Source organism: Streptomyces sp. B21-105 (assembly GCF_036898465.1).
In the GTDB taxonomy this organism is placed as follows: domain Bacteria; phylum Actinomycetota; class Actinomycetes; order Streptomycetales; family Streptomycetaceae; genus Streptomyces.
This window is the reverse complement of record NZ_JARUMJ010000001.1, coordinates 3,449,958-3,466,238: the sequence shown is the minus strand read 5'-3', so window position 1 is coordinate 3,466,238 and position 16,281 is coordinate 3,449,958. Positions and strand designations below refer to the sequence as shown.

General features: G+C 74.4%; 16 protein-coding genes and 1 pseudogene. 8 read left to right on the top strand and 9 right to left on the bottom strand.

Translation table 11 applies throughout. The features are described 5' to 3' along the window. Nucleotides 1–10 precede the first annotated feature (10 nt). From QA802_RS15590 to QA802_RS15550, 9 genes and pseudogenes are all read right to left on the bottom strand, one after another. Nucleotides 11–1,126 carry a GNAT family N-acetyltransferase gene (locus QA802_RS15590; RefSeq protein ID WP_334522619.1) on the bottom strand — a complete coding sequence of 372 codons (1,116 nt, stop codon included), beginning with the start codon at nucleotides 1,124–1,126 and terminating at the stop codon, nucleotides 11–13. Further along, nucleotides 1,123–1,770: a YveK family protein gene (locus tag QA802_RS15585; protein ID WP_334522616.1), complete on the bottom strand. Its 648-nt coding sequence runs from the start codon at nucleotides 1,768–1,770 to the stop codon at nucleotides 1,123–1,125. Before QA802_RS15585 ends, QA802_RS15590 begins: the two co-directional genes overlap by 4 nt. Then, nucleotides 1,767–2,933, bottom strand: coding sequence for a glycosyltransferase (locus QA802_RS15580; RefSeq protein WP_334522613.1), 1,167 nt, complete (start codon nucleotides 2,931–2,933; stop codon nucleotides 1,767–1,769). The genes QA802_RS15585 and QA802_RS15580 overlap by 4 nt, the downstream gene beginning before the upstream one ends. After that, nucleotides 2,930–3,667, bottom strand: coding sequence for a polysaccharide deacetylase family protein (locus QA802_RS15575; RefSeq protein ID WP_334522609.1), 738 nt, complete (start codon nucleotides 3,665–3,667; stop codon nucleotides 2,930–2,932). Before QA802_RS15575 ends, QA802_RS15580 begins: the two co-directional genes overlap by 4 nt. After that, nucleotides 3,654–5,339 carry a murein biosynthesis integral membrane protein MurJ gene (murJ, locus tag QA802_RS15570; RefSeq protein ID WP_334522606.1) on the bottom strand — a complete coding sequence of 562 codons (1,686 nt, stop codon included), beginning with the start codon at nucleotides 5,337–5,339 and terminating at the stop codon, nucleotides 3,654–3,656. Before murJ ends, QA802_RS15575 begins: the two co-directional genes overlap by 14 nt. Next, nucleotides 5,336–6,732: pseudogene (locus tag QA802_RS15565) on the bottom strand (O-antigen ligase family protein). The gene murJ and the pseudogene QA802_RS15565 overlap by 4 nt, the downstream one beginning before the upstream one ends. A gap of 7 nt (nucleotides 6,733–6,739) precedes the next feature. Beyond that, entirely contained in the window at nucleotides 6,740–8,155 is a 1,416-nt protein-coding gene (locus tag QA802_RS15560) for an exopolysaccharide biosynthesis polyprenyl glycosylphosphotransferase (protein ID WP_334522604.1), read from the bottom strand. Next, nucleotides 8,152–9,327, bottom strand: a complete 1,176-nt coding sequence (locus tag QA802_RS15555) for a glycosyltransferase (protein ID WP_334522601.1) — start codon at nucleotides 9,325–9,327, stop codon at nucleotides 8,152–8,154. Before QA802_RS15555 ends, QA802_RS15560 begins: the two co-directional genes overlap by 4 nt. A gap of 51 nt (nucleotides 9,328–9,378) precedes the next feature. Further along, nucleotides 9,379–10,482 (bottom strand): DUF3344 domain-containing protein, encoded by a 1,104-nt coding sequence (locus tag QA802_RS15550; RefSeq protein WP_334522598.1) that lies wholly within the window; start codon nucleotides 10,480–10,482, stop codon nucleotides 9,379–9,381. Nucleotides 10,483–10,721: 239 nt separating this feature from the next. Between QA802_RS15550 and QA802_RS15545 the strand changes: the two genes are divergently transcribed. The 8 genes from QA802_RS15545 (at nucleotide 10,722) to QA802_RS15510 (ending at nucleotide 16,266) form a co-directional block, all read left to right on the top strand. After that, the gene (locus QA802_RS15545) at nucleotides 10,722–10,961 is read left to right on the top strand and encodes a chaplin (RefSeq protein WP_319172036.1); all 240 of its coding nucleotides are present in this window, start codon (nucleotides 10,722–10,724) and stop codon (nucleotides 10,959–10,961) included. A gap of 268 nt (nucleotides 10,962–11,229) precedes the next feature. After that, nucleotides 11,230–12,207: a hypothetical protein gene (locus QA802_RS15540; RefSeq protein WP_334522593.1), complete on the top strand. Its 978-nt coding sequence runs from the start codon at nucleotides 11,230–11,232 to the stop codon at nucleotides 12,205–12,207. 187 nt (nucleotides 12,208–12,394) lie between these two features. Beyond that, a complete protein-coding gene (locus QA802_RS15535) occupies nucleotides 12,395–12,691 on the top strand; it encodes a hypothetical protein (RefSeq protein ID WP_334522590.1) in 297 nt (98 codons plus the stop codon). A gap of 170 nt (nucleotides 12,692–12,861) precedes the next feature. Then, nucleotides 12,862–13,362, top strand: coding sequence for a DUF5949 family protein (locus tag QA802_RS15530; RefSeq protein ID WP_334522587.1), 501 nt, complete (start codon nucleotides 12,862–12,864; stop codon nucleotides 13,360–13,362). Next, entirely contained in the window at nucleotides 13,362–13,976 is a 615-nt protein-coding gene (locus QA802_RS15525) for a vitamin K epoxide reductase family protein (RefSeq protein WP_334522584.1), read from the top strand. The genes QA802_RS15530 and QA802_RS15525 overlap by 1 nt, the downstream gene beginning before the upstream one ends. Before the next feature lie 151 nt (nucleotides 13,977–14,127). Beyond that, a complete protein-coding gene (locus QA802_RS15520) occupies nucleotides 14,128–14,649 on the top strand; it encodes a hypothetical protein (protein ID WP_334522580.1) in 522 nt (173 codons plus the stop codon). 278 nt (nucleotides 14,650–14,927) lie between these two features. Further along, a complete protein-coding gene (locus tag QA802_RS15515; protein ID WP_334522577.1) occupies nucleotides 14,928–15,416 on the top strand; it encodes a tyrosinase family oxidase copper chaperone in 489 nt (162 codons plus the stop codon). Continuing rightward, nucleotides 15,400–16,266, top strand: coding sequence for a tyrosinase family protein (locus QA802_RS15510; RefSeq protein ID WP_334522574.1), 867 nt, complete (start codon nucleotides 15,400–15,402; stop codon nucleotides 16,264–16,266). Before QA802_RS15515 ends, QA802_RS15510 begins: the two co-directional genes overlap by 17 nt. Nucleotides 16,267–16,281 lie beyond the last annotated feature (15 nt).

Genomic DNA, 16,281 nt, shown 5'->3' with positions numbered 1-16,281 from the left:
CCGGCCCGCGTCAGGGCCCGCCGCCACCGGCACGCTCCCTCCGCTGCTCCAGCCGGAGCAGCAGCTCCTTGCCCCGCCGCCGCGCCGCCACGTCGCACGCGACCGCGGACAGCAGCGGCGCGGTACGCCGACGGGCCAGCAGCAGCCGCTGGTTGACGACCGGTTCGGGCCGCCAGTGATGCTTGTACGGCTCGTCGCCGCGGAGCAGGCTCAGCGCGGCCCGCCCACCGTCGCGGGTGTGCTCGGCGCACGCCTCCAGCAGCATCACCGCCACGTCCGCCTTGCGTTCCCGCAGCCGCGGATGGGCGCCGTACAGGTAGCCCCCGGCCAGCCGCCGCGACAGCAGCGTCAGATCCACGGCCACCACGTCGTCGTCGAGCCGGAACTCGGTGACCACCGCGGCTCCGGAGCGCACCATCGGACCGACCGAACGCACCAGGTGCTCGCAGAACCGGTCGCGCAGGTGCTCGCCCGTCACCTTCCGCCCCTGCCACTGCAGCCGGTGCAGCTCCAGCAGCCGCCGCAGCGCCGCGTCCACCTCCTCCGGGCGCACCGCCTGGCGCTGCACGCCGAGCGCGGTCAGCTTGCGCAGTTTGGCGCGCACCCGCTGGGCCTTCGCCGACGGCAGCCGGGCCACCAGCTCGTCCATGGGCACGGCGGGCAGCTCCAGGCACACCGAGTCGCCGACCCGCCGCCGCGGCCCGCGCCAGTGCTCGTAGACGCGCTCCACCGCACCGCCCGGCCGCACCTCGCGGAAATCGACCAGCGCGGTGCGGGCGGCGGTCGCGAGGGCCTCGGTGAGCGCGCCGACGGCCCGCTCACCGTGCTCGTCGTCGACCAGGACGTCCCCGTAGTCGGAGATCGCCCCGCCAAGCGGCACGAGCGCGGGCACCGGCCGGCGCACGGCGGTCAGCGGGGCGACGGCCACGAGTTCCGCGCCGTCCCGGACCAGCTGCAGCCGCAGCCGGCCGGGGCGGCCGTACGACAGCCACCACGAGTGCAGCCAGGCGTGGCTCTGGAACGGGGTGGCCGTCGCGCACCGCTGGTAGAGCCGGTCCCAGGCCGGGGCGAGGGCGGCGAAGGCCCGCTCGTCGGTGACGACCTCGGTGGTGAACGTCGCCTTCACAGCGCCCCGTGGGCTTCGGCGGCGAGGGCCGGCCCGGGGACGGCGGCGGGGAGCGCCCCCTCGTCCTGCGTACGCTTCTTCGGCCGCACCAGCAGGACCAGCCCGCCGAGCAGTCCGCCCGCGCTCGCCCCCACCGCCCCGGTCAGCACGGGGGACGGCGAGGAGGGCCCGGTCGGCTTCACCGCGCGGGCGAACTGCTGGAGTTCGACGTTGGTGGTGGCCTGGGAGCTCTTCGCGTGCTGGGTCAGCGAGCGGGACACCGCGTTGGCCATGTCGGCGGCCAGGTCGGCGCGCGGCGAGGTCGCCGTGATCGAGACCATCGGGGCGTCCGGCGAGGTCGCCGTCTGCACGCTCTGCTGAAGTGTTCTCACCGGCACGCCGGCCCACACCTGCGCGTCCCCGAGCACCGCGAGCTGGGTGGCGACCCGGCCGTAGGCCTGCGCGAAGCCGAGCGCCGAAGCCGGGTCGGACTTCGCCGTGGGGACGGCGACGACATAGGCGGTGGCCGTGTACACGGGCGGCTTGACGACACCGTAGGCACCGCCGAGCGCGCCGCCGACGACGACTCCGGCCGCGAGCAGGGCCCAGGGCGGGAGCGACTTGGCGCGGCGCGGGGCGGCGGGACGGCGAGGGTTCTCGGTCATGGGGAACTGACTCCCTGGGGTGTAGGGGAAGCGGAGGACGACTGGGGTGGTCCGGAAACGGTGGTCGCGTACACGTCCATCAGCTGGGCGGCGCTGCGGGCGATGTCGTAGTGGAGCGCCGCCTCGGGCGCGGCGCGCGGACCCGGGGCGGGCGCGCGGACCTCGGACAGCGCCCGGACGAACGCGTCGGCGCCGCCGGTCACCCGGCGCGCGCCCGGCGCCGCCCGCGCGGGCAACTGCTCGATCGCGGGACAGGAGGCGTAGAGCACGGGCAATCCCGACGCCAGCGCCTCCACAACGGCCAGCCCGAAGGTCTCCTCGGCGGACGGCGAGACGAACACGTCCATGGCACAGGCGAGGGAGGGCAGGTCGGGGCCGGGAGAGCCGTCCGCCACATAGGGGCGCTCGCCGGCGAACAGCACCCGGTCGGCGACCTGGGCCTCCTGCGCGACGCGCCGCAGCACGTTCTCCTCCGGGCCGCCGCCGACCAGCAGCAGCCAGTGGTCCGACGGGAGCCGGGCCAGTGCGCGGATGACGACGTCGAAGCGTTTGCCGGCCGTCAGGCGTCCCACACCGCCCACCACACAGGCGTCGTCGGGCAGCCCGAGACGCCGGCGGGTGCGCAGCCGGGCCGCCGGATCGAAGCGGAAGCGGGCCAGGTCGATGCCGTTGGGGACGACCTCGATCCGCGGCTCCGGCACACCCCAGCCGCGCAGCCGGTCGGCGACCGTGGGGGAGACGGCGACCGTGGTGCGGCCCAGCCGCTCGCTGGCCAGATACAGCGCGCGCACCCCGGCGGTCAGCGGCCGGCCCTCCAACTGAGACTCGCCCAGGGAGTGTTCGGTGGCCACCACCGCGCGGACCCCGGCGAGCCGCGCGGCCAGCCGGCCGTAGACGCAGGCCCGGTACAGATGCGTGTGCACGAGGTCGTAGCCCCCGGAGCGGACCACCCGGACCAGCCGCGGCAGCGCGCCCAGGTCGCGGTTGCCGGCCATGCCCAGATGGACGACCTTGACGCCGTCCTCGGCGAGCCCGTCGGCCACCGACCCCGGGTTGGTCAGCGTCACCACCTCGCAGTCGACCGGCAGATGCCGCAGCAGCAGCCGCAACTGCTGCTCGGCGCCGCCCACGCCCAGCCCCGTGATGATGTGCAGCGCCTTCACCGCAGCCCCTCGACGGGACGCCGGCGCAACCGGTGCAGGCGGTACTTCAGGAACAGCCGGACGGTGTCGTCGCCCTGCCCGACATGGACCCGCGGGAAGGCGAGCGGGCCGTTCAGCGGGCCGGGGTCGATCGCGCAGGCGTAGGAGTAGCCGGCCTCGTCCACGGCGTCCACGGCACGCCGGTCGACCGTGCCGTACGGGTAGCAGAAGCCGTCGATCTCGGTCCCGAGGAGGGCGGCGAGGGCGGCTCGGCTCTCGACCGTCTCCGCCTTCAGGGTGCTGTCGTCGGCCCGGGTCAGGTCGACGTGGGTGAGGCCGTGCGAGCCGATCTCGACGCCCTCAGCGGCCGCGCGGCGGATCCCGTCGGCGGTCAGCAGGGGTTTGCGCGGACCCAGCGGGTCCCAGGCGTTGTCGCCGCCGAGCCGGCCGGGCAGCACGAACAGGGTGGCGTTGCAGCCCTGCCGGCGCAGCACCGGCAGCGCCCCGGTGAGGAAGTCGGCGTAGCCGTCGTCGAAGGTGAGGCCCACCAGGTCGCGGCCCTCGCCCCGGGCGCGGGCGGCCAGCAGCTCCGCCATGGAGACGCCGCGCAGTCCACGCCGGCGCAGCCACGCCAGCTGCTGCTCCAACCGTCCGGGGGTCACGGTGATGCGGTAGGGGTCGTCGGAGCAGTCGCTCACGGAGTGGTACATCGCCACCCACGGGACGGGGGCGCGGGTGAGGTCAGGAGCGGCCATGGGAGAGCTTTCGGGTCGCGGAACGTACGGAACGGAAGGCGGAGACGATGCCCTGGGCGCCCAGGGCCCGGCCCACCAGCAGGAAGACGACGGTCACGGTGAGGCCCCCGACGGCGAGCGCGCGCACCGGGTCGGCGAACCGCATGGCGGCGAGCGCCCCCGCGAGGGTCGCCACCACGGCCGCCCGCACCGGCCGGCTCAGCTCGCGCAGCACGCCCCGGACACCGATCGGGACGTTGCGCGGACCCATGCCGGCCAGCAGCACCAGGGCGGTGACGGTGATACCGGTCGCGTTGGCGACGGCGATGCCGTACACGCCCCAGGCGCCGACGCTCAACGCGCCGATCCAAGACGTCACGACGATCCCGCCGGCCATCGCGCCGACCGGGTACCAGGAGCCGCGGCCCCCCGAGAAGTACGAGCGGACCAGCACGCCCACCAGGGTCTGGCCGAGCAGCCCGAGCGCGTACACCCGCATGACGCCCGCCGTCGCCAGCGTGTCCCCGCTGGTGAACGCGCCGCGCTGGAAGAGCAGTTCGACGATCTGCGGGGCGCACGCCACGACCGCGGCGGTGCCCAGCAGCACGATGCACGAGGCCAGCGCCAGATCCCGCTCCACCCGGTTGCGGGCCCGCTCGGCGTCCCCCTCGGCCAGCGCCCGCGCGACGACCGGGAAGGTCACCGTGCACACCATCACCGACAGGATCATCGGCATCTGCGCGACCTTCTGCGCGTAGTTGAGGTGCGAGATCGCCCCCGCCGGAAGCTGGGAGGCGAGGAAGCGCTCGATGAGCGTCTGGGACTGCCGGCACAGCGCGAAGAGCAGGACGGTCGCCAGCAGCTCGGTGTCCAGCGGCCGGGGCTCCTCCTGTCCGACGGGCCCCACCGTGGCCGTCCGCCCCCTGCGGAGCCGGCCGATGAGCGAGGGCAGCTGCACGAGGACCATCAGCAGCCCGCCCACCGCCACCCCGGCCGCCGCCGACCGCACGCCCCAGCGCCCGCCCAGCACGTACATCCCGGTGACGATGCCGACGTTGTAGGCCACGTAGATCGCCGCGGGCGCCACGTACCGCCGGTGGGCGCGCAGGGCCGCGCTGCAGTACCCGGCCAGGCCGAAGGTCACCGCGCAGGTCGCGGTGAGCCGGGTGCAGTCGACGGCGAGCGCCGGGTCGGGGAGGCCGGGCGCGAGGACGTCGACGACCTGCGGGGCGGCGCCGACGAGCAGCGCGCCCACCGCGACGAACGCCAGCGACAGCCGGGGCAGCGTGCCCGCGACCAGCGCCCGGACCGGGTCGCCGGGCGCGCCCTGGGAACGGCGGGCCAGCGCCATGCTGAACGCCGGGATGAGGGCGAACGCCAGTCCGTCCTCGATCAGCAGCGTGGCCGCGAACTCGGGCACCGTCCACGCGACGAGGAAGGCGTCGGTGTCGCTGCCCGCCCCGAAGAGCCGCGCCAGCGCCTGGTCCCGGACCAGCCCGAGCAGGGCCCCGGCGACGGACAGGGCGGCGGTGACGAGCGCGGCCTTGGCGAGGAAACCACTGGAGGCGGCGGGGAGTTCGCCCGCCTCTCCGGCAGCCTCGGGGTCCGTCTCCCCGGACCGGGCGGCGGACCGCGCGGGCGGCACGGACACGGGCCCGTCCGCGCGGGGTGTCCGAGGAGGCGTCACGGTCATCCTGCCCGCACTCCCTCGAGGCCGAGGTCACGGCCACTGCCGCTGTCGTTGCCGTTGCCGTTGCCGTTGCTGTTACCGGCGCCGGCGTCCGCGCCGACCAGCGCCCACCAGGCGACGATCCCGAAGACGACGGCGGTCAGCACCGTCGACGGTCCGCCGATGTCGGCGTACGCGAAGTCGATCAGCTGCCAGACCAGCAGGCCGCAGGCGAACAGCGCACAGTCGAGACCACGGCCGGAGCGCCGGGCGCGCAGCCACCCCCGCAGCCCGCACGCCAGCATCGCCAGCCAGCCGCCGGCGAGGGCGAGCAGTCCGATCAGGCCCTGTTCGCCGAGGACCAGCAGATACATGTTGTGCGGGGACAGCAGCGGCTGCCGGACGAAGCCGGAGCCCGCGCCGTCGGTGTCGCTGCCGGACGACAGCGCGAGGGAGGCGTGCGCGTCCCGGTGCTCGGGGAAGCCCTTCAACCCGACGCCGGTGAGCGGCTGTTCGGCCCACATGCCGACCGCGGACGCCCACAGGGTGTACCGGTCGACGACCGACTGGTCCGGGGCGTCCGCGACCTGCGTGATGCTGCTGACGCGTTCCTGGAGCATCGCCGAGCCGACGCCGAAGCCGCCCACCAGGACCACCCCGGCCGCGACCGCCGCCGCGCCCACCTTGAGCGCCCGGCGCAGTCCGGCCAGGGCCAGCTGGACCGTGCAGGTCAGCGCGGTCGCGATCCACGCCCCCCGGCTGAAGGAGAGCGCGAGCGGCGCCAGCAGGGCGAGCGCGGCGGCGGCGGCGACCGCCCGCTGCCGCGCACCGGAGCCGCCGAGCGCCAGACCGACCGCGCAGACCAGCCCGAAGGACACGACGGTCGCCATGCCCATCACGTCCTGCGGCCCGAAGGTGCCGACCGCCCGGATCGTCTCGCCCTGGTAGGAGGCGCCGGTCCCGGTGACGAACTGGTGGACGCCGACGGCCCCCTGCCAGCCCGCGAGCCCGACGAACGACCAGGCGAGCAGCCGCAGGTCGGCCCGGTTCCGGACCAGCAGCACGACGGCCGCCGGGACCAGCACGAAGATCTGCAGATAACGGCCGAGCCCGGTGAGCCCCGCGCCCGGCGAGGACGCGCCCATCGCCGCGAGAGCGAGCCCCGCGACCGGCATCCCGAGGACCACGGCCGCCGTACGGGACAGCGGGCGCACCCGCTGCCGCAGCAGCCGCACCACGCAGAACAGCACGACCAGCGCGGACAGCGCGTCGGCCGGCCCGGCGCCGCCCTCGCCGCCCGGGGAGGGGGAAGACCGAGCAGGGCGATCACGGCGACCACCGGCAGGACCGGCGACAGCGTACGGGCGCGGGCGCGGTTGCGGGGCAGCGTCAGCGGAAGGGGCGGGGCGAGGGTCATCGGCGGTTCAGCTCCCGGTCGGTCGCACGAGGGCGGCCGCGGTGCGCAGCAGGATGCACACGTCCTGCCACAGCGACCAGTTGTCGATGTACGCGTTGTCGAAACGGGCCCGGTCCTCGATCGAGGTGTCGCCGCGCAGCCCCTGCACCTGGGCGAGGCCGGTGATGCCGGCCCGCATCCGGTGACGGGCCGCGTAACCCGGGTAGGTCTGGCTGAACTGGCCGACGAAGAAGGGGCGTTCGGGGCGCGGTCCGACGAGGCTCATGTCGCCGCGCAGGACGTTCCACAACTGGAGCAGCTCGTCCAGCGAGGTCTGGCGCAGAAAGCGGCAGAAACGGCTCATCTCGCGTTCCCCGGCCACGCTCCAGCGGGTCGCCGACTCGTGCTCGTCGACCGGGCGGTGGGTGCGGAACTTCAGCAGGGTGAAGGGCCGGCCGTCCTTGCCGATGCGCTCCTGCCGGAAGACCACCCCGGGTCCGTCGGTCAGCCGCAGCACGGCCGCGCACAGCAGCAGCAGCGGACTCACCAGCAGCAGCAGCGCCCCGGACACCACGACGTCCAGCAGCCGCTTGCCGAGGCTGCCGCGCCGACGGGCGCCCATGTCGAGGCGCCGGCAGGAGAACCCGGCCAACTGCTCGCGGCTCGCGTACGACGGGATGTCGGCGTCGACCTCCCACACCGTGCAGCCCGATTCGGCGAGCGCCCGCAGCAGCGGACCCTGCACACCGCGCACGCCGGGGTGGACGCACAGCACGTCCCGCACACCGTTCTGGATGAGGGCCCGCTGCACCTCCTGACCGGAGGTCAGCACCGGCAGCCCCTCGCAGCCGCCGGGGCTCTCGGCCACGATCCCCACCGGCCGGACCCCGCACCGGGGATGCCGCAGCACCGCGGCGGCCACCCGCTGCGCGGTCGCGGCGGGGCCGATGACGAGTGCGGCGCGCGGCCGGCGCAGAAGCGCCCGGCGCCGGCGCAGATGCACGACCGCGCGGGCCGCGCAGCCGACCGAGGCCTGTGCCGCGCAGCCGAGGACCAGGGTGCGGGCCGACAGCGCGTGCGCCGGGTGCCATGCCGCGGCGAGCGCGCCGAGCGCCAGCCAGGCCACCGCGATCCGGCCGCACACGGCGGGCAGTTCGTCCAACACCCCCGCCACCGGACGCGCGCGCCGAGGGCGCAGCAGTATCGTCGCCGTCACCAGCAGGGCCACCAGTAACGGGCGGCGCTGCGCCCCGGTCAGGGCCAGCCCGCCCGCGAACGCGGCGAGCCCGTCGGCGAGCAGCAGCGGCAGCGGCGACACGGGCCGCGCCGGGGGCCGGCGGACGGGGAACCGGAATCCCGCCGCGCTTCCTCGCCGCGCGATGACCGAGACGGGCGAGTATCCGGCCTGCGCGCCGGGAGAGGGGACGGTGCTTTCCGCAGTCACGAGTGGATGGACTCCCTGCACTCGGTGGGCGCGACCGGCGCCCCGTCGATGGTCGTGAGCAGCTCCCGGTACACGCCCTCGACCGCCTCGGCCGTGCGCCGCACGTCGTGCGTGGCCAGGACGTGCCGGCGCCCCTGGTGGCCGAGCGACTCGCGCAGCAGCGGGTCGGGCAGCAGTGCGCAGACCGCGTCGGCGAGCGCCGCGGGGTTCTCGGCGGGGGCCAGACAGCGCTCGACGAGTTCGGCGGGCAGGCTCTCCCGGGCGCCGTTCACGTCGGTCACCACCACGGGTCTGCCGCAGGCCATCGCCTCCAGCGGGGCCAGCGCCATGCCCTCCCAGCGCGAGGGCAGCACCACCAGATCGGCCGCCTGGTACCAGGGCACGGCGTCGGCGACGGCCCCGGCGAACAGCACCGACTCCGGTGCGTGGGACCGCAGCCGCGCCGCGTCCGGACCGTCGCCGACCAGCACCAGTCGGGCGGCGGGCGTCCTGCGCACGATCGTGTCCCACGCCCGCAGGAGTACGTCCTGCCCCTTCTGCCGGCACAGCCGGCCCACGCACACCACCAGCGGTGCCGCCGGGCCGACGCCGGGCAGCAGCGAGGCACGCACGGTGTCGACGGGGGCGGGATGGAAACGCCCGGAGTCGATGCCGTTGGGGACGACGCTCCATCGCCCGGCGATCCCCGCACGCCGGCCGGCGTCGCGTTCCGCCGCGCTCACGCACACCAGCCGGTCCGCCCACCGCGCCCCGAACCGTTCCCAGGTGAGGGCGAGCGCCGCGGTGGAGCCCCCGACGGCCTCGAAGGACCAGGCGTGCGGCTGGAACACGGTCGGGATCCGGCCGCGCACCGCGAGCCGGCCGGCCAGCCCCGCCTTCGCACTGTGCGCGTGCACGAGGTCGGGGCGTACCCCGGCGATCAGGCGTGCGAGCCGCCGCACCTCGCCGGGGAGGGAGGGCCCCGGCGACCGGGTCGCCGCCCAGTGCTCCGTCCGCGCGCCCAGGGAGCGCAGTTCCCCGGCGAGCGCGCCGGCCGGACAGGCGACGGTGACGTGCAGACCCGCCGCGAGCTGGGCCCGCGCCAGGTCGGTCACGACCCGGGCGACCCCGCCGTCCACGGGCTGGGTGAGGTGCAGGACCCGGGTTCTGGCGTCGGGTTCTGGCTGGTGCATTGCGCGGATTCCTCGCTCACGGTGGCGCTCGGGACTGCGGAACGCGCCTGATTACTTCTTCCGTGTGTCGACGGCTACGAAGAGCGCCCCGGCCCACGCCGCGTCCCGGTGGGAAACGAGCCGGACGGCCAGCTGGTCACCGCCGCGCCGCAAACCCCTGCGGAGATCGAACACGTCGGAGTCGTAGCCGAGCGTGTTGACGTACGCCGGTACACGCGCCGCCGGAGCCTCCCCCGGCTCGCTGATCGTGGAGTTCAACACATCGTCAGATGGATTGACCGGGTCGGTGAGCGCGACGGCCTGCCCGCCACCGGTCGACAGCATGAGCGAATCACCCGAACGGCCGCGGTCGCCGTCGTAGGCCACGAGCCCCGCCCGGCCGCCCGCGCCGGGCGCGATGTGCAGCCCGCGCAGCCGGATCTCCTTGCCGGCGGCGGAGCCGAGGGTGTCGAAGCCGTCCCACACCGACAGATCGCGCAGCGGCTCCTTCGGGTCGCGGTACGCCACCACCAGCGTCCAGCCGCCCCACGCCCCGGTCGTCGAACGGCCCATGGCCACGTTCACCTGGGCGACCGTGTAGAGGCCCTGGCCGCTCCGACGCACCAGCCGGGTGACGTCCGCGGAGGCCTGGAAGGCGTCGGCGCCCTGGGCGACCCGGTGGCCGACGACCGTGTCGGCGAGCACCGCCTTGTACGCCCCGCCGGGCTCGGCGATGAGCACCCTCCCGTTGTCCTTGGGCGGCTTCTGCTCGCCCACGCGCAGGTTGCCGCCCCAGTACAGGCGCGCGTACGTCACCTGTGCGCCCTTCGGCAGACGGACCTCCGCCCGGGAGGAGTTGTAGGTGTTCGGGTCGCTGTCGACGTCGACGTAGAACATGTCGAAGCTGTTGTTGACGCCCGCCCCGCCCCGGCGGACGGAGGGGCAGGAGGGCACCGCGCGGACCGCCGGAGCGGCCCGGCAGCTGATGGCCGCGTTGGCCGCGCGGACGATCCCGCCGTGCTGTCTGGCGTGGTAGCGCTGCTGGAAGGCGAGGCTCTTCGCCTCCGGGGCGGGCGGCGCGCCGGCCGCACGGGCGCCGGACGGCGCCCAGATCGAGGCGAGGGCGAGGACGCCGACCGTCGCGCGGCGCAACAGCGGACCCAGGGAATTGCGCATGACCGGCAGTGGCCTTTCGTGCGATTTGCTTGCTATAGGCGTGCGGCAGATGGGGCGCAACTCTAACTTCTGTCCGGATTAATCCGTAGAAACAGGACAAGTGTGTCGGAATGGTGAAGCGAGGTCTCCGGCGACATCACTCTTTTGGCGGCACAACTCCTGTGGTTGTGGCGCGTTGACTTCAGCGCCGGGCATCCCCGCCCAGTGCTTGTGTCAAAACCCCCAAGGAGCACCTCTCCATGTCGCGTATCGCGAAGGGCCTGGCCCTGACCTCCGTTGCCGCCGCGGCCGTCGTCGGCGCCTCCGGCATCGCCACCGCCGACAGTGGCGCGAACGCCGTCGCCGCGCACTCCCCGGGCGTGCTCTCCGGCAACGTCGTCCAGGTTCCGATCCACATCCCGGTCAACATCTGTGGCAACACGGTCAACGTGATCGGCCTGCTGAACCCGGCGTTCGGCAACACCTGCGTCAACGACTGACGTCACCTCACCCGGAGGTCACGACACGTCATCCGCTGAACGGCCGCCCTTCCGCCAGGAGGGCGGCCGTTCGCGTTCGCGAAAGGCGTTACCCCGAACGGGGGGAGGGGCCGCGACACGCTCGGCAGTCCTTGACAGGCCTTCCCACCTGCGACGAAGCGGGCGGGACGAGATTGTCGGCGGTCACGCAGCGCAGGTGATCTGTTGCGGAGTGCGACTCCTTTTCGCACGGTGGGCACGAGACCCGACGCAATCGAAAGGATTTCCCATGCGTGGTCTGCCCGTACGGCGTATCGCTTCCACCGCTCTGTGCGCCTCCCTCGTCCTCGGCATCACCGCCCCCGCCGCCATGGCGGCCGACGGAGCCGCGGCCCGTGAGCGCATCGCCGCGGCGTCGGATGCGCCCGTCCCCGGCGCCGCCGCGCTGCTCGCCCGGGTCGAGAGCCTCGGCCGCCTCGGCGCCGTGGTCACCCCCGTCACCGACCTGCTCAGAACCGTCCTCAAGGCCGACGACGGTCAGCTCACCGCCGACCAGGCGACCCAGCTCGCCGGCGCCGTGAAGACGGCCGTAGCGAAGATCACCGCGACGGCGACCCCGACCCTGCCCGCCGACCCGCCCGACCCCGCCGACCCGCCCGTCACGCTTCCGGCACCACCGGCCGACCCGGCGCTTCCCGCAACGCCGGTAAAGCCGGTAACGCCGGACGGTCCGGCAGCCCCGGACGCTCCCGCGCTTCCGGCAGCTCCGGCAGCTCCGGCCCTTCCTGCCGCCGACCCGGCTGCCGCGCTGCCGGCGAGCCCGGCCGCTCCCGTGATTCCGGCCGCCTCGGGGCTCGCGGACTCCGCGCCGACGCCGGCCGTCGCGGCCGCAAAGCCGAAGGCGGCCGCTGCCGACCCGGTGCCTGACGCCCTCGTCGCCGTGCAGAAGGCCGTCGACGACCTGCTGGCGGCGGCGATGTCGCTCGATGTCGACGAGATCGCGTCTGCGGTCACCGGTGTGGTGGACGGCCTCCTCGACCTGCTGTCCGGGACGCTGGCCGGGCTCGGCCTGACCCCGCCGAGCCGGCCCGCCCTTCCGGCGGAGGAGCCTGCCGTCCCGGCGGATGAATTCGCCGTCCCGGCGCAGGCGCCCGCCGCGCCGGTGCTTCCCGCGGCTCCGCCGCCCGCGGCCCCGGTGCTGCCGGCCGCGCCGGCTCTGTCCGTGGGGCCCGCGGCTCCGGCGGTGCCGGCGCTGCCCGCCGGCTGACGGCCGCCGCACGGCACTTCTCCGCAGCTCCGCACCTTTCGCACCCCGGCTCCGAAAAGGGCGCCGGGGTGCGGAAATTCCTGCGCACACGGTTTCCGCATCGGACGGGGCTCGTTAGGCACGGCGTCAGAATTTCCCCTGGTGACTTGCTGTGCCGACGCGCAGAGTCGCCGATGAAAGGAATCCGATGAAGTCCCTGAAGGCCGCCGTCGTCGCTGCCGGATCCGTGATTCTCGCCGGCGTCGCTGCGCCCGCGTTCGCCGCCCCCGCCGCCCCCGCCGACCTCCCGCCCACCAGCCTCAACGGTGCCGTGGACACGCTGGCCAGGGGGCCGATCAACGTGGAGGACGCGCTGCCGCTGCAGCACCAGTCGGACGCGCTCGACACCGAGAACAAGGACTCCGTCCTGCACACCGTGAACGGCGCCGCCGAGGCACTCAACGCCCACAACCCGCTCCTCGGCGGGCTGCCGTTGCAGGGCTGAGACGCCCGCCGCCGCAGGGCCGGTCCCCGTCACCGACGGGACCGGCCCTGCGCGCTGTTCGAGACCGGTCGAGCGGCGCGTCCCTCGTTCGTGTGGAGCAGCGCACCGGCGTCGCCCGGTCGGGTGAGAACGCGCTCGAGGGCCCTCCGGCACGCCGATAGGGTCGCGCGGTGACCTCAACCCCCAGCGCGACCCGGCCCTTCCGCGTGACCGATCTCGGCACCCTCGTCGTGATGCCGTGGAGCGGCGAGGCTCCCGACGGCAGCGACATGCCCTACCTCCTCGCGTACTCCCTCGGCGACACCGCGGAGGGCCCCGAGGGGACGGGCCTGGCCATCGCGCGGCTGCTCAGCGACAACGGCGTGCCCGTCGGCGGCGGCGTCGTCGACGGCACCGAGCGGCCCAGCCTGGCGTTCAGCCTGCTGGTCGAGTCCGGCGCGGCCGTCCTGGACATGCCGGGACTCAACGCCCGGTGCCTGCCGCCGCGGGAGTGGCTCGCGGCCGTCGAACAGCGCGGCTACGCCTACCTCGTCCTCACCTGCCGCGCCTGGCCGGAGGCCATCCCGGGACAGGCCGTCACGCCCGAGGCGCTGGGCGCGTTCGCGGGCGCCGAGGAGACCCTGACGGCGGCGGCGCACATCGCCCTGCCCGCCCGCCGCCTGCGCGGCTGATGAGGTCGCGGCCGACGAGGCCGCCGCGGCAGCCGGAAGCGGTGGGCGGCGGCCGCGCGTTCGCCCTGCTGCTGGTGCTGGCCGGCGCGGCGGGGCTGCTGGCGTCCTGGGTCATCACCCTCGACGAGTTCAAGCTGCTGAAGGACCCCGGGTTCACTCCGGGGTGCAGCCTGAACCCCGTCGTCTCCTGCGGCAGCGTCATGCGGAGCGACCAGGCCGAGGCGTTCGGGTTCCCCAACCCGATACTGGGCCTGGTGGCCTACGGCATGGTCGTGTGCGTCGGCATGAGCCTGCTCGCCCGGGCCGCCTTCCCGCGCTGGTACTGGCTGACCTTCACCGCCGGCTGCCTGTTCGGCGTGGGGTTCGTGTCGTGGCTGCAGTTCGAGTCGCTGTACCGGATCAACGCGCTGTGCCTGTGGTGCTGTCTGGCATGGGTCGCCACGATCCTCGCTTTCTGGTACGCCGTCTCGTTCGACGTACGACACGGGTTTCTGCCCGTTCCGGCCGGTGTGCGGACGTTCTTCGCCGAATTCACCTGGGTGCTGCCGCTGCTGCACATCGGGACCATCGGGATGCTGATCCTGACCCGGTGGTGGAGTTTCTGGACCGGCTGAGCGGCGCGGCGTCAGTACTCACGCGGTAGCACTAATACGGCAGCCGGGGGGAATGTGCACTGATGCCGTTTTCCGGCTCGTTACCCGGTACGGACGTGACGCCTTGCCGTTCACCTGTGGAACTCGCCTGTCGAAAGGGACCGTACCCGAGATGAAGTCGACCACCCGAGGAACCCTCGCCGCAGTGATCACCTGCGTGGCCGCCGCCGCGGGCGCCGTTGCTTCCGTGACCCCGGCCGCCGCGATCGGCACGGTCCCCGTCCTCGTACCGCTGGACGGCGTCGAGAAGTCCCTCAACGCGGAACTGCCCGCGGTCGGCGGCGAGATCCCCCTGCCGACGCCGGCCGCGCCCGAGAGGCCGCGCTTCGTGGAGGGCCGGCTCATTCCGGACCGGGTCGTTCCGCCGCTGCCCGTCGCCGCCGGACTGCCCGGCCTCGGGGTCCAGGGGCCGCTGCCGAAGGTCCTCGGAGCCGACCTCGACCACGTCGGCCTCGACGCCCCCTCCTCAGACCTCCGCACACAGGGCCCGGGCCTGGCGCTGGACGCCCCGCTCACCGCACCCGACCCGCAACGCTTCGGTCTGCCGGCCCTCCAGCAGCCCCAGGTCGGCGTGATCACCCCCGTGCTGCAGACGGCGCCCGGCGCGGACCTCGGTCTGGGCGAAGGGCTGTAGACGCCGTCCCACGACCCACTGACCGACTCCGACTGACTGACGGACCGCCACGACCACGGGCCCGGACGCCTCGTCCCGGGCCCGTCGCCATGTCCGTCGCCATGTCCGTCGCCATGTCCGTCGCTGTACCCGTGGCCCTCTTGGTCGCCGTGCCCGGGCTCCGCGCTTCGGCGGGCCGATCGAGGGCCGGGCGGTGACCAGTCGGCCCACCGGACGGTTACCCCCACGAAGGCCCCACCGGACCACGGGGGCGAGCGATCCCGGACGAGGAGCACACCATGGCCGTCAGCGTCGACGCAGTACCCGTGACCGCGCCGCCGGCAGGCCCGGCAAGACCCGCCGCACCGCGCCGCACACGACGACGCGACCTGCTGCGCGGGCTGCTCGGCGCCTCCGCCGCCCTCGCGATCGTCCCCGTCGTCACCGCCACCCGGTCGCGCACCCGGGCGGACGGCGGCCCCGCGGACACCTCCTTCGAGGAGACCTACCGGGGGCGGCGCATCCTGGGGCTCCTCACCACGGCCGGGGCCGCGGGCGCGGGCCACGCCGAGTGGGCGATCACGGTCGACGGTCGTCCGCTGCACCTCATGCGCCGGGCCGACGGCACCTGGCTGAGCATGGTCGACCACTACCGCTCGTACGCCACTCCGCTGGAGGCGGCCCGGGCCGCCGTCGACGAACTCGGCCCCGGACAGCGGCTGCGCGAGGCGGGCCCGGCACACCACGACGACACGCACATGGGGGGACACCATGGCCTACATCCGTAAGGACGTCAGCACGCTCACCGCCGCCGAACGGCGGCGCTTCGTGAACGCGCTGCTCGAGATCAAACGCAAGGGGGAGTACGACGAGTTCGTGCGGATGCACATCGAACACTACGTCGCGGACGGCGAAGGCGGCTTGCGCAGCGCTCACATGGCGCCCTCCTTCCTGCCCTGGCACCGCAGGTTCCTGCTCGACCTGGAGGAGGCGCTGCGCCGGGTCGACTCCTCGGTGACGGTGCCCTACTGGGACTGGACGCGCCACCGGACCACGACCGCCGCGCCCTGGACGGCGGACCTGCTGGGCGGCAACGGGCGGCGCTCCGACCATCAGGTGACCACCGGGCCGTTCGCCTACGCGACCGGTGACTGGACCATCAAGGAGAACGTCACCGACGGCAAGTTCCTCACCCGGGACCTGGGCCGGGCCGCCGCTCCGATCGGCCTGCCGACCGCCGCCGACGTGGAGTGGGCGCTGAAGGACCCGGTCTACGACGTCTCGCCCTACGACTCCACCCTCACCCGGGGCTTCCGCAACAAGCTGGAGGGATGGGGGACCGGCTCGGGCAGCGCCGCGTGGCGCAACCACAACCGGGTGCACCGCTGGGTCGGCGGGGTCATGCTGGGCGGCGCCTCCGTCAACGACCCCGCCTTCTGGCTGCACCACGCCTTCGTCGACCTGCTGTGGACCCGCTGGCAGAGCCGCCACCGCGACCACCGCTATCTGCCGGCCGAGCCGCCGGGCCCGACCAGCGGCCAGTACCGACGGGTCGTCGCCCGCCGGGAGAAGCTGCCGCCGTGGGACGTGACGCCGGATCAGCTGGAGGACATGTCCCGGACCTACCGGTACGCCTGACGTCCCCGGCCCGGG